At 65.4% G+C, this 13,625-nt stretch carries 11 protein-coding genes; 9 read left to right on the top strand and 2 right to left on the bottom strand.

Going from position 1 to position 13,625, the window contains the following annotated elements:
• Positions 1 to 862 (top strand): threonine dehydratase (locus ABYB95_RS06920; protein WP_372657746.1); only part of this gene is annotated, 862 nt, incomplete at its 5' end.
• A gap of 13 nt (positions 863 to 875) precedes the next feature.
• Here the strand turns inward: ABYB95_RS06920 and ABYB95_RS06915 are convergent.
• A complete protein-coding gene (locus ABYB95_RS06915) occupies positions 876 to 3,209 on the bottom strand; it encodes an ATP-binding protein (RefSeq protein ID WP_372657745.1) in 2,334 nt (777 codons plus the stop codon).
• Positions 3,210 to 3,406: 197 nt separating this feature from the next.
• On the opposite strand from ABYB95_RS06915, the gene ABYB95_RS06910 reads away from it, so the two are divergent.
• Both ABYB95_RS06910 and ABYB95_RS06905 read left to right on the top strand, forming a co-directional pair.
• Entirely contained in the window at positions 3,407 to 4,078 is a 672-nt protein-coding gene (locus ABYB95_RS06910) for a histidine phosphatase family protein (protein ID WP_372657744.1), read from the top strand.
• Positions 4,079 to 4,133: 55 nt separating this feature from the next.
• Positions 4,134 to 5,117, top strand: coding sequence for an esterase/lipase family protein (locus ABYB95_RS06905; RefSeq protein WP_372657743.1), 984 nt, complete (start codon positions 4,134 to 4,136; stop codon positions 5,115 to 5,117).
• A gap of 15 nt (positions 5,118 to 5,132) precedes the next feature.
• On the opposite strand, the gene hppD is transcribed toward ABYB95_RS06905, so the two are convergent.
• Positions 5,133 to 6,257 carry a 4-hydroxyphenylpyruvate dioxygenase gene (gene hppD, locus ABYB95_RS06900; RefSeq protein ID WP_372657742.1) on the bottom strand — a complete coding sequence of 375 codons (1,125 nt, stop codon included), beginning with the start codon at positions 6,255 to 6,257 and terminating at the stop codon, positions 5,133 to 5,135.
• A 116-nt stretch (positions 6,258 to 6,373) separates the two neighbouring features.
• Between hppD and ABYB95_RS06895 the strand changes: the two genes are divergently transcribed.
• The 6 genes from ABYB95_RS06895 to glyS form a co-directional block, all read left to right on the top strand.
• On the top strand, positions 6,374 to 6,847 hold the full coding sequence (locus ABYB95_RS06895; protein WP_372657741.1) for an Lrp/AsnC family transcriptional regulator: 474 nt from the start codon (positions 6,374 to 6,376) through the stop codon (positions 6,845 to 6,847).
• Between the two features lie 129 nt (positions 6,848 to 6,976).
• On the top strand, positions 6,977 to 7,714 hold the full coding sequence (locus ABYB95_RS06890; RefSeq protein WP_372657740.1) for an N-acetyltransferase family protein: 738 nt from the start codon (positions 6,977 to 6,979) through the stop codon (positions 7,712 to 7,714).
• 94 nt (positions 7,715 to 7,808) lie between these two features.
• The gene (locus ABYB95_RS06885) at positions 7,809 to 8,675 is read left to right on the top strand and encodes an HlyC/CorC family transporter (RefSeq protein ID WP_372657739.1); all 867 of its coding nucleotides are present in this window, start codon (positions 7,809 to 7,811) and stop codon (positions 8,673 to 8,675) included.
• A 37-nt stretch (positions 8,676 to 8,712) separates the two neighbouring features.
• Positions 8,713 to 10,569 carry an apolipoprotein N-acyltransferase gene (lnt, locus tag ABYB95_RS06880; RefSeq protein WP_372657738.1) on the top strand — a complete coding sequence of 619 codons (1,857 nt, stop codon included), beginning with the start codon at positions 8,713 to 8,715 and terminating at the stop codon, positions 10,567 to 10,569.
• Between the two features lie 189 nt (positions 10,570 to 10,758).
• Positions 10,759 to 11,688: a glycine--tRNA ligase subunit alpha gene (gene glyQ, locus ABYB95_RS06875; protein WP_372657737.1), complete on the top strand. Its 930-nt coding sequence runs from the start codon at positions 10,759 to 10,761 to the stop codon at positions 11,686 to 11,688.
• Positions 11,689 to 11,718: 30 nt separating this feature from the next.
• A partial coding sequence (gene glyS, locus ABYB95_RS06870) for a glycine--tRNA ligase subunit beta (protein WP_372657736.1) occupies positions 11,719 to 13,625 on the top strand: 1,907 nt, incomplete at its 3' end.

Genomic DNA, 13,625 nt, shown 5'->3' with positions numbered 1-13,625 from the left:
GGGCACGCATTGCTGGGTCAAACACGAGAACCACACGCCTGTGGGTGCGTTCAAGATCCGTGGCGGCTTGACCTATTTCGACCAGCTCCAGCAGCGCGGTGAACTGCCGCGCGAAGTGATGAGCGCCACGCGCGGCAACCACGGCCAGAGCATTGGCTGGGCGGCGCGTGCGCACGGCGTGGCCTGCAGCATCGTCGTGCCGCACGGCAATTCGGTGGAGAAAAACGCCGCCATGCGCGCGCTGGGCGCCACCTTGATCGAACATGGCGACGATTTCCAGTCCAGCCGCGAACACGCCATGCAACTCGCCGCCGAGCGCGGCGCGCACATGGTGCCCAGCTTCCACACCGATTTGCTGCGCGGCGTGAGCACCTATTGGTGGGAGTTCTTCAAGGCCGTGCCCGAGCTGGACGTGGTGTACGTGCCGATCGGGCAGGGCTCCGGCGCGTGTGCGGCCATCACCGCCAAGCTGGCGCTGGGGCACGGCGCACGCATCGTCGGCGTGGTCAGCGCCCACGCCACCACCTATGCAGATTCGCTGGCAGCCGGCCGGGTGGTGGAAGCGCCGGTGAGCACCGTGCTGGCCGATGGCATGGCCTGCCGGGTGGCCGATGCCGCCGCCCTGGACATGCTGGCGCCGCATCTGCACCACATCGTGCAGGTGAGCGACGCGGAGGTGGCCGCCGCCATGCGCATGCTCTTTGCCGAAACCCACAATGTGGCCGAAGGCGCGGGTGCGGCCAGTTTTGCCGCGGCCTGGCAGGAACGCGCGCAACTCAAAGGGCAGGTGGTGGGCACCACTCTGTGTGGCGCCAATGTGGACACGGCGGTGCTGGCCCGGGTGCTGGGCGGCGGCGCTTGAAGCGCCGTGGGCGTCAGACCCGGATCAGCCGGGCCACCACATCGCAGAACTCTTCGACCGCATCGGTCTTGAACACCACCTCGCACACGCCTGCGGCGGCGGCCTCGCTCTTGAGCTCGTCGGTGATGTAGCCCGATGCCACCGCCACCGGCAAATCCGGGTTGAGGGCACGCACCTGTTTGGCCACTTCGATGCCGGACATGCCCGGCATGTTGTAGTCGGTCAGCAGCAGGGCAAATTTGGCCGGGCTTTGCCGCACCGCGTCGATGGCATCTTCCTGGGTGGAGAACGCGCTCACCAGATAACCACGCCGCTCCAGCAAGCGCTGCACCAGAAACACCAGCGTGTCGTCGTCGTCCAGGTACAAGATGTGCTGTGGTGTCGCGGGCATGGCTGCGGACATATGCGAAGGCTCCATGTGGTGGGCAAAAGGCTGCGATGCTTCGTCGGTGTCGGCTGGGGGTTCGTAGACGTTCATTGTGCCGTCTTCGGAGCGGCTTGCCGAGTGCTCGGCGGGCGTGGCCGCTGCAAAGTACAGTTTGAAGCAGGTGCCCAGCCCTGGCGTGCTCTGCACTTCGATGGCGCCACCGTGTGCTTCCACGATGCCCTGCACCACCGGCAAGCCCAGGCCGGTGCCTTCGCCCACGGCCTTGGTGGTGAAGAAGGGGTCGAACATGCGCTGGACGGTGGCCGGCTCCATGCCTGCGCCCTCATCCCGCACGGATACGCACACCGCGTCGACGCCGTTGCTGGCACAGCTTGTCGCGACCACCGTGGGCAAACGGGGGTCGTCGCGCAACACGGTTTCGACGCGAAATTCGATCGCACCGGTTTTCCCCTGCAGGGCATGAACGGCATTGGTGCCCAGGTTGAGAAACACCTGACCCAGCTGCGAGCTGTCGGCCAGCAAGGCGGGCATGTTGGGGTTGGTCTTGTGCAGCAACTGGACGTTGGGTGTGAGGGCCATGCGCAGCAGGCGGCACGAATCGTTCACGATGGCGTTGATGTCGGCCAGTGTGCGGCTCATGGGCTGCTGGCGGCTGTAGGCCAGGATTTGCCGCACCAGTTCACGACCGCGCCGTGCCGCGCCACTGATTTCGTGCAGGCTCTCGCGCGATGCGTGACCCTGGGGCAGGTCTTGCCGGGCCAGGTCTGCGTTGCCCAGAATCGCCGCCAGGATGTTGTTGAAGTCGTGCGCGATCCCGCCCGCCAGGGTGCCCAGCGACTCCATCTTCTGCGACTGCATCAGATGTTCCTGCAAGAGCTTTTGTTCGGCTTCGGCCGTCTTCAGTGGCGTGATGTCCAGGAAGCTCAGCACCACTTGGCGCAAAACACCACGGGTGTCGGTCTGCGGGTATCCGTTGCACAAAGCCCAGCGCACCTCGGGCCGGTGGCGCGTCTGCACGCCCAGCACCATGCCGTTCACGGCCGCCCGGGCCGCCAGCACCCGGTTCAGGGGAATCTCCTCCCGCGCCATGGCCTGCCCGTCTTCGCGCAGCAAACGCAGTTTGGGTACGTGTTCCATGTACTCGGTTGCGCCGCGCTGGTCGGGCCAGCCCAGGAAGTGCCGGGCCGCCGCGTTGGCCGAGACCAGGGTCTCGTCGCGGTTGAAGACCATCACGCCGGCACTCAGGTTGTCCACCAGCGCCCGCGACTCGTCCACGCTCGCCTGCAGTTTGCGGTGCGTGCGGTCGCTTTCCTGGCGCAGCCGGGACGACAGCAGCGACACCGCGATCGCGGCCCGGGCCATGATGTCCATGGTGAAACCCATCACCACTTTGGGGGCGTTGTCGCGCAAGAAAGCCAAGTCTTGCTCGTAGATCGCAATCCAGACCCGTCCCATCATCACGGCCAGTCCCAGGATCACGACCCACAACAACCAGCGCAAGGGCGCCAGCGCGCTGATGTGGCCCTTGGGGTCGTGGCGGCGGATGTCCTTCAGGCTCAGCAGAGACACGGCGATGATGCTCAGGGCAAACAGGGAGCGGCGGACTGCCACGCAATCCCAGACGCCCACCAGCAGGGCCTGGACGATGAACATGCCCAGCAAGGCCATCAACACCTGGCGCAAAGGAATCGACATGCCCAGGAAACTGCGCAAACCCAGCCAACTGAAGGCAAAGGTGGCGCTCAATGCGGTGAACGACAGGCCGACCCAGAACCAGGAAAGCTGGTCCAGGCTCATGGCCATGCAAACCGTGCCAAAGAACGACATGACGCTGGACAGGCACCACCAGCCCGGACCGCCCACGGCACTGTGTCGACGGTAGAAGTCGAGAAACAGCAGGGCAATCAACACGTCGACGCCCAGCCGGAGGACAACGATGGTCGGTATATCTAAATTCATGCGTGCGCAAGAGTGGCTCGGTGGTGGGCAATTCAAACACAGGGAAAACCGGCCAAAGAGCCGAACAGGCCCAGACTCCCATGCCAATTGGTGAACGGCGAACAGCGAGCGACCGGCGGTTGGCGGCGTGCGCATCCGACGGGTCCAGTCGCTGTCGGGACAAAGATCTGCCGCGGGCCTGCGCCAGAATCCGTCCCATGGGAACTCTTTATCTTGTGCGCCATGGCCAGGCCTCGTTTGGTGCCGCCGACTACGACCAGCTGAGCGATCTGGGCCATCGGCAAAGCGTGCAACTGGGGCGCTACTGGGCTTCGCGCGGCGTGAAGGTGGACGCGGTGATCACCGGCACCCTGCGCCGCCAACAACAGACCTGGGCCGGCATTGCCGAGGGCGCTGGCTGGAAACACGAAGCCCTGGCTTGGCCGGGCTTGAACGAATACGACAGCGCCGCCGTCATCAAGACCATCCACCCGTCGCCGCTGCCACCGGCCAACACCCCCGAGTTGTTTCGCCACCACTTCCGGCTGCTGCGCGATGGCCTGAGCCAATGGATGGCCGGCACGGTGAGTCCCCAGGGCATGCCCAGTTACCGCGACTTTGCCTTGGGTGTGACCCGTGCGCTCGACCATGTGCGGGCGCAACACCCGGACCAGAATGTGTTGGTGGTCTCCAGTGGCGGGCCGATCTCGACCGCCGTCGCCCATGTGCTGGGCATGAGCCCCGAAGGCAGCATTGCGCTGAACATGCGCATCCGCAACAGCTCGGTGTGCGAATTCCAATACACCCCCAAGCGCCACACCCTGCTGACCTTCAACACGGTGCCGCATCTGGACCAGGCCGAGCTCAACGACTGGGTGACCTATACCTGAGGTGGCGGTCGGGTCGGCCTTGGCCGACGCGTGAACCGCGTGCGATAGTCTGCGCATGGATGCCGACCGACCGGGCACTGAGCTGCCTTCTTCCGAACGCCCAAAGGGCTCGCGCCTCGCGCGCCTGCAGCAGTGCACCACGCTCGGCCTGCTCGCTCTGGGTGTGGCCTGGGTGCTGGGCTGGTGGACGCGTTCGCCTTTCTGGGCGCTCGCGGGCGTGTTGCTGTGCTGGCTGGGTTACGCCGGGGTCTTGGGCTTGGAGCTGCTGGCGGTGTGGTGGGTCAACCGCCGCGACCCGACGCCGCGTGCCGGTTGGACGCTGCTGCGGCAAGCCTGGTGGCAAGAGGTGCGCGCAGCGCCTCTGGTGTTTGCCTGGCGCCAGCCGTTTCGCTGGCGTTGCCTGCCCGACGGGCCAAGGCCCCAGGTCCCCGGTGCGCCGGCCGCTGTATTCGTGCACGGGTTCGTTTGCAACCGGGGCTTTTGGTTGCCCTGGATGCGCGTGCTGCGCGAGCGCGGGCAGAGCTATACCTCGGTCAATCTCGAACCTGTGTTCGGCTCCATCGACGACTATGTGCCGCTGATCGAGGCTGCGGTGCAGCGCGCACACGCCCTGACCGGCACGCCCCCGGTGCTGATCTGCCACAGCATGGGCGGCTTGGCGGCACGGGCCTGGCTGGCGCGCACGCCGGGGGCTGCGGCCCGGGTGCGGCAGGTGGTCACCATCGGCACACCGCACTACGGTACCTGGTTGGCACAGTTCAGCCACCTGCCCAACGGGCGGCAAATGCGCATCGGCGGCGGCTGGTTGCGGAACCTGGCGGCGCGCGAGGCCGGGCAGGCCCACACGCCGGACTATGCGCGCTTCATCTGCTGGTATTCCAACGCCGACAACATCGTCTTCCCAGCCAGCACCGCCACCTTGCCCGGCGCGGACAACCGCTTGCTGCCGGGCGCGGCGCACGTGGCGCTGGCGTTTCAGCCCCGGGTGATGGCCGACACGCTGGCCTTGTTGTCGCCTACGGCCAGCGCCGCGTCCTGAGCGACCGGGCCCGGCTCACAGCACGCCGCGGCGTTTCTGGTCCAGCTCCATGGTTTCGAACAAGGCCTTGAAGTTGCCCTCGCCAAATCCCTCGTTGCCCTTGCGCTGAATGAATTCGAAAAAGATCGGTCCGAGCTGGTTCTCGCTGAAGATCTGCAGCAGCAGCTCGCCGTGCGTGCCGTCCACCAATATGTTGCGGGCTTTCAGCGCCTCCACGTCTTCGCCGTGCCCCGGAATGCGTTTGTCCAGCAGCTCGTAATAGGTTTCGCTGGTGTTCAGCAATTGCACGCCGGCCATCTGCAGCGCGTCCACCGTGGCGACCAGATCGGTCGATCCCAGCGCGATGTGCTGTATGCCTTCACCGTGGTAGCGGTCCAGGTACTCCTGGATCTGCCCGGCTTTTTCATTGCCTTCTTCGTTGATCGGGATGCGGATCTTGCCGCAGGGGCTGGTCATGGCCTTGCTCTTGACGCCGGTGGCCTGGCCTTCGATGTCGAAGTAGCGCACCTCGCGGAAGTTGAACAGGCGCTCGTAGAACTCGGCCCACTCGCCCATGCGCCCACGGTGCACGTTGTGGGTGAGGTGGTCGATGTAGGTCAGGCCATAACCGGCGGGGTCCAGCGCTTGCGAGGCCTGGACGCCGGGCAGGGCCTCAAAGTCCACGTCGAAGAAACCGATGTTGCCGATGTCGCCGGGCAACGCGCCGTTCTTGCCGCGCCAGCGGTCCACCAGGTAAATCAGGCTGTCGCCAATGCCCTTGATGGCCGGAATGTTCAGCTCGCCCGGGCCCGCTTTGCCCGCGTAGCCAAAAGCGCCAAGGTCGAGCGCACGCTCGTAGGCGCTTTTCACGTCTTGCACGCGAAAGGCAATGGCGCAGATGCTGGGCCCGTGCTGGCGGGCAAAGCGCTGCGCAAAACTGTCGGGTTCGGCGTTGAGCAGAAAGTTGATGCCGCCTTGGCGGTACAGCGTCACATCTTTGTGGCGGTGCTTGGCCACCGCCTTGAAACCCATGCGCTCGAACAAGGCGCCCATGGCGGCGGGATCGGGGGCTGCGTATTCGATGAATTCAAAACCGTCGGTGCCCATGGGATTGGCCCATTCGGCGGCGGCGGGGGCTGTGGATGCGGGGGTGGCGCTCATGGTGTGTCTCCGTTCGGCGGGTGAATGCACCACTGTATCGGGAGAGGGGCTCAATTTTTCAGCGTATCGGCGGCTCTGGTGCCGCCAGAACGCAGGAAACCTGCGATATTTGCACCATGCAGACACCGAACAAGCTTGATCGCCAGATACTGCGCCAACTTCAAGTGGACGGGCGGGCCACCTACGAGCAGATCGCCGAGCAGGTGGGCCTGTCACCCAGCGCCGTGCTGCGCCGGGTCAAACGGCTGGAAGACGCGGGCGTGATCGCGGCGTACGTGGCCTTGGTGAAGCCCGAAGCCGTGGGCCTGGGGCTCACCGCCTATGTGAACGTGCGGTTGGCCAAACACACCGGGAGCGCCCAGCACAACCCGATGGAGCTGTTCCGCGCCAGCGTGCAGACCTGGCCCGAGGTGGTGGAATGCGCGGTGCTGACCGGCGAGATGGATTACCAGTTGCGCCTGGTGGTGGCCGACATGGCGGCGTACTCGCGCTTCATGATCGACACCTTGCTGAAACACCCCAGCGTGCAGGACTGCAAAACCAGTTTCGTGATGGACCGCCTGAAAAGCACCACCGCCTTGCCGCTGTAAGCGGCTGGCGCGGACATTCCGCACGCTTTTGGGGCATAAACACCCTCAAAGTCACCCGCCGGTCGGGTTTCCCCGGCTTTAGAGGCTTGCGTCCTTGTTGATTTAGGGATAACCCTTACATTTAAACCCATGACCGACTCAAACTCCTGGTTCAAAACCTCGCTGGACTCCGGCAAGGCCTTGCTGCGTTCCTCGCAGCTGGACCCGGCCAACGAGCCCGCCAAGTCCGCGCCCAGCCACTCGGTGGTGGTGCCGATCCGCTCCATCGGGCCCGGCCACCGTGGCCGCATCGCAGACCATTTGCGGGCGCTGGACCCGCACGACCGCTACCTGCGTTTTGGCTACGCCGCCAACGACGAGCAGATCGGCCGCTACGTGGACCAGCTGCACTTCGAGCGCGACGAGCTCTTTGGCATTTTCAACCGCAAGCTGGACCTGATCGCCATGGCCCACCTGGCGTTTTCGGTCGACCCGCAATACACCAGCTGCGCCGAATTCGGCGTGTCGGTGGCGAGCCAGGCGCGCGGACGCGGTTATGGCAGCCGTTTGTTCGAGCGCGCCGTCATGCACGCCCGCAACGAAGGCGTGTCCATGCTGTTCGTGCATGCGCTGTCGGAAAACACCGCGATGCTGAAAATCGCGCGCAAGGCGGGTGCGGTGATCGAGCGCGACGGCTCCGAGAGCGAAGCCCATTTGCGACTGCCACCGGCCAACTTCGATTCGCGCATGACCGAGATGGTGAACGAGCAACTCGCCATCACCGACTACCACCTCAAATCCCAGGCCAAGCAGTTCTGGGGTGTGCTGGCCCTGTTGCAAGAGCTGCGCCAAGGCGTGCGCGACGCCCGCGAGCGCGCCCGCGTCTGAGCCTGGCGAGCCGCAGGCGGTGTCACCGGCACCGCGCCCTCTGTCATGGGCTTGCGGTATCCTTGGCCTCTTGTCCAACCAAACGATCCCCTCAGTGGCCGAACCCTCCCCCAGTAATGGGCCGCAGCGCAGCCTGCGGCGAGAAGACAAACGTGGTTTCCTGCAGCGGCTCGCGGAATTCATACACCCCGGGCCAGACTCCAAGGACGAGTTGATAGGCATCCTCGCCGAGGCCGAGGACAACGACATCATCAACGCCGAGTCGCGCATCATGCTCGAGGGCGTGATGCGCATCGCCGACATGTCGGCCGGCGAGGTGATGGTGGCCGCGCCCCGCATGGACGTGCTCAACATCGACGCGGCCTACGAAGACCTGCTCTACACCGTGATCGACACCGCGCACTCGCGCTTTCCGGTCTTTGAGGGCGAGCGCGAAAACATCATCGGCATCCTGCTGGCCAAAGACCTGCTCAAGCTGCAGCGCGCGCCCGAGCTCAATATCCGCGCCTTGCTGCGCCCGGCCACCTTCGTGCCCGAGAGCAAGGGCTTGAACGACTTGTTGCGCGAGTTCCGTGGCAACCACAACCACCTGGCCATCGTGATCGACGAGTTTGGCCGCGTGGCCGGCCTCATCACCATCGAAGACGTGCTGGAAGAAATCGTCGGCGAGATCGAAGACGAGTTCGACGAAGCCGAGGACGAGGGCGATGTCTACGCCCTGGCCGACAGCACCTGGCGCGTCAGCGGCGACACCTCGGTGGAGCGCATCAACGAATCCTTTGGCGTGGAATTGCCGATCGACGATTTTGAAACCATCGGCGGCCTGATTTCGCACACCATGGGCCACGTACCCAAGCGCGGCGAATTCCACGACGCCGCCGGTCTGCGTTTTATTGTTCTGCACGCCAAAGCCGGAACCGTGAAGTGGTTCAAGGTGATGCCGGTCGCTGCCGACCTATAAGTCCCGCTCCAGCGCCAACAGCACCGATCGATCACCGATGCGCAGCCTGTTTGGCAACCTGCACACCCCTTCGAGTTTGTCGCCGCTCAGCGGCCAGCCCCCGCGCCGGCCCACCCCCGGCCGCGCCTTGGGCTGGGTGTTGCTGTGCGTGTTCGCAGGCGCTTTGCAGGCCGTGTCCCTGGCCTGGCCGCTGGCCGCCTGGAGCCCGCCGGGTCTGAGCCACGGCCAAGCCAGCGGCTGGCTGCAAATCGGCTCCCTGGCGGTGCTGGCCTTGGCGCTGTTGCGCGCAACCCGCCCGCGCAGCGCCGCCTGGCGGGCCTGGTGGTTTGCCACCAGCTGGCTGAGCAGCACCTTCTGGTGGTTGTTCGTGTCCTTGCACACCTATGGCGGTCTGGCGGCCTGGCTCACGGTACTGGCGGTGCTGGCGCTGGCCGGTCTGCTGGCGCTGTATTACGCCATCGCGGCGGGTTTGTTGCACGCCTGGGCACCCCGGCGCTGGCCCGGCCAGGCGCTGCTGTTCGCTGCCGTGTGGACCCTGGCCGAACTGGCCCGGGCGCGCTGGTTCACCGGATTTCCCTGGGGCGCTGGCGGCTACGCCCAGGTGGATTTGATGGCGGCCTGGGCGCCGCTGGTGGGCGTCTACGGCATGGGCGCTGCGGCCACGTTTCTGGCCGGGGTGCTCGCCATGGTTGTGAACGGGTTCTGGGCGCGCGGGCACAGGGGGCCGTCCCTGCCGACCCGCCGCGCCCGCCCGCCCAAGGCCGGTGCCGGTATGCGCTGGTGGGAGCTGGGCAGCGCGCTGCTGGCGGGTCTGGCGGTGCTGCTGTTTCTGGGCACCCTGTTCAGTGGCCAGGGCGGCGGGGCCGATGGTTCGGCCTGGGGCCAGCGCAACACCCGCGCCGCCGGTGAGCTGCGGGTCTGGCTGCTGCAAGGCAACATTTCGCAAGACGAAAAATTCGTGGCCGGCACCGGCGTGGCCCAGGCCATGGCCTGGTATCCGGCGCAGATGGCGGAAGCGGTGCGGGCGGCCAAAACCGCACCCGACACCGCACCCGACCTGGTGGTGGCGCCCGAGACCGCCTTGCCTTTGCTGCCGCAACAAATGGGCGCGGCCTTCTGGCAGCCCTTGCTCGGTGACATCGCCTCGGGCCCCGTGGCGGCGCTGATGGGATTGCCCCTGGGCAGCTTCACCCAGGGCTACACCAATTCCGCCTGGGGCATGGACCCGGCCACGGCCGCCCAGGCCCGCAGCGCCTACCAGGATCCCGGCAGCGCTGCCACGCTGCCCGCCGCACCCGGGCACGACGCCCAAGGCTTTTACCGCTACGACAAACACCACCTGGTGCCGTTTGGCGAATTCATTCCGCCGTTTTTCCGCTGGTTCATCGACCTGATGAACATCCCGCTGGGCGACTTCAACCGGGGCGACCTGGTGCAGCCGGCCTGGCAATGGGCCGGGCAGCGCATCGCGCCCAATATTTGTTACGAAGACTTGTTTGGCGAAGACCTGGCGGCCCAGTTCCGCGACGAAGCCAGCGCCCCCACCGTGCTGGTGAACCTGAGCAACATCGGCTGGTTTGGCGACACCATCGCCATCGACCAGCATTTGCAGATTTCGCGCTTGCGCGCCATGGAACTCGGGCGGCCCATGCTGCGCGCCACCAACACCGGCGCCACCGCCGCCATCGACCACCGGGGCGTGGTCACGCACCAGTTGCCGCGCCTCACACGCGGACGGCTCGAAGCCACGGTGCAAGGCCGCAGCGGGCTCACGCCGTTTGCGGTCTGGGCCGGGCGCTGGGGCTTGTGGCCGGTCTGGGGCCTGTGTGGGTTGGTGCTGGCCCTGTCTGTCGTGGCGCGGCTGGCGGCTGGACCGGGGCCTCGCCGGCGTTGAATCCGGTACTGGTTGGGAGCCCGTTGGGCACGCGGGCGCAGCCCCATGCCGGGCACTGGGCGCCCAAGCCCCGCACGGCCCCGTAAAATCGACCGCTTGTGTGGCGCGCACCCGGTGCTTGCAGCCGCCCGCCCAACGCCCGATAGCCCCTGATTTCCCCGAACCCGGCACCGCCCGGCGCGACCGACTATGTTGACCTTCCAGCAAATCATTCTGAAACTGCAGTCCTACTGGGACGAAAAGGGCTGTGCGCTGCTGCAACCCATCGACATGGAGGTGGGCGCCGGTACCAGCCACACCGCCACCTTCCTGCGCGCCCTCGGCCCCGAGCCCTGGAAGGCCGCCTACGTGCAGCCCAGCCGCCGCCCCAAAGATGGCCGCTACGGCGAGAACCCCAACCGCTTGCAGCACTACTACCAGTACCAGGTGGTGTTGAAGCCAGCACCGGCCAACATCCTGGAGCTGTACCTGGGTTCGCTCGAAGCCCTGGGTTTCGACCTGAAGAAGAACGACATCCGTTTCGTCGAAGACGACTGGGAAAACCCCACCCTGGGCGCCTGGGGTCTGGGCTGGGAAGTCTGGCTCAACGGCATGGAAGTCACGCAGTTCACCTACTTCCAGCAGGTGGGCGGCATCGACTGCAAACCCGCCACCGGCGAAATCACTTACGGCCTGGAGCGCCTGGCCATGTACCTGCAGGGTGTGGACAACGTCTACAACCTGAAGTGGACCGATACGCTGAGCTATGGCGACGTCTACCTACAAAACGAAAAAGAGCAGTCGGCCTACAACTTTGAACACGCCGATGCCGAGTTCTTGTTCCACGCTTTTGGTGCCCACGAAAAGCAGGCCAAACACCTGATCGAAGCGGAACTCGCTTTGCCCGCCTACGAGCAAGTGCTCAAGTGCGCGCACAGCTTCAACCTGCTCGACGCCCGCGGCGCCATCAGCGTGACCGAGCGCGCCGCCTACATGGGCCGCATCCGCGATCTGGCGCGCAAGGTTGCCCGCAGCTACCTCGACAGCCGCGCCCGCCTCGGTTTCCCCATGGCGCCCAAAGCCTGGAGCGACGAAGTGCTGGCCGAGATGGCCAAAGCCGAACAGAAAAAGGCCGCCTGAGTGAGCGATCGATCGAGCGAAAAAAACACCATGACGACCCAAAACCTGCTTGTTGAATTGTTTGTGGAAGAGCTGCCGCCCAAGGCGCTCAAGAAGCTGGGCGATGCCTTTGCCCAAGTGCTGGGCGACCAGCTCAAGGCCCAAGGCCTCGCCGGTGCCGAATCGGTCGTGACCGCGTTCGCCTCGCCGCGCCGCCTGGCCGCGCACGTGACCGCCGTGGCCGCGCGTGCCGCCGACAAAGCGGTTTCACAAAAGCTCATGCCCGTGAGCGTGGGCCTGACGGCCGATGGCCAAGCCACGCCTGCGCTGCTCAAGCGCCTGGGCGCACTCGGTGCCGACGCCTCGGTGGTGCCCAGTCTGAAACGCGCGCCCGATGGCAAGGCCGAAGCCCTGTTCTTCGACAGCATCGCACCCGGCGTGGAACTCGCGCCGGGTTTGCAAAAAGCCCTGGACGAATCGCTGGCCAAGCTGCCCATTCCCAAGGTCATGAGCTACCAACTGGAATCCAACTGCGAACAGCCCGGCTGGAGCAGTGTGCAGTTCGTGCGCCCGGCGCACGGCCTGGTGGCGCTGCACGGCAGCACCGTGGTGCCGCTCCAGGCGTTGGGCCTGACTTCTGGCAACAGCACGCACGGCCACCGCTTTGAAGCCGCTGTGGACCCGGTGGTGTTGAAAGACGCCGACAGCTACGCCGCCACGCTGTTGAAAGACGGCGCCGTGATCGCTTCGTTTGCCGAACGCAAGGCCGAGATCGCACGCCAGCTCGCCGCTGCTGCGGCGAAGGTAGGCGGCGGTTGCCAACCGATCGAAGACGACGCCTTGCTCGACGAAGTGACGGCCCTGGTCGAGCGCCCGAACGTGCTCACCTGTGCGTTCGAAAAAGAGTTTCTCGACGTGCCGCAGGAGTGCCTGATTCTCACGATGAAGGCGAACCAGAAATACTTTCCGCTGCTGGACGCACAAGGCAAGCTGACCCACCAGTTTCTGGTGGTCAGCAACATCCGCCCGGACGACGCCAGCGCCGTGATCGGCGGCAACGAACGCGTGGTGCGCCCGCGTCTGGCCGACGCCAAATTCTTCTTCGACCAGGACCGCAAGAAAACGCTGGCTTCGCGCGTTGAAGGTTTGGGGAAAGTCGTCTATCACAACAAGCTGGGCACGCAGGGTGAGCGCGTGGAGCGCGTGCGCACCATCGCCAAGGCGATTGGCCAACAACTCGGTGACGACGTGTTGGCGAAGAGCGCCGACACCGCTGCGCAACTGGCCAAGACCGATTTGTTGACCGACATGGTGGGCGAATTCCCGGAGTTGCAAGGCATCATGGGCGGCTACTACGCGCGCCACGATGGCCTCACCGAAGACATCGCCTTCGCCATCGAAGACCACTACAAGCCCCGCTTCGCCGGCGACGAGTTGCCGCGCAACACCACCGGCTTGGTGGTGGCGCTGGCCGACAAGCTGGAGACGCTGGTCGGCATGTTCGGTATCGGCAATCTGCCCACCGGCGACAAAGACCCGTTTGCGTTGCGCCGTCACGCCTTGGGCGTGGTTCGTATGCTGGTTGAACTGAGGTTGCCGATTGATCTATCTACGATGGTCTCTGCTGCCAGCCTTGCTTTTCCCACAGTGGGCGAGCAAGTAAGGCAGAGCCTTTACCAATTCATGTACGACCGCATGTCGGGCATGCTTCGGGAGCAGGGGTTCTCGACCCAGGAGGTCGATGCGGTTATTTCTCAGAGTCCCGAACGCCTAGGTGACGTGCCCAGTCGTCTCGCGGCAGTGCGCGCCTTCGCCGCCCTGCCCGAAGCGCCCGCCCTGGCCGCTGCCAACAAACGCATTGGCAACATCCTCAAGAAATCCGAAGGCGAAGGCGCCGCCGTGAACCCGGCGTTGTTTGCCGAATCGGCTGAAAAAGATTTGTACGCCGCCATGCAGGC

Source organism: Hydrogenophaga sp., assembly GCF_041633695.1.
Lineage (GTDB): Bacteria > Pseudomonadota > Gammaproteobacteria > Burkholderiales > Burkholderiaceae_C > Hydrogenophaga.
This window is presented reverse-complemented; position numbering and strand designations above follow the sequence as displayed.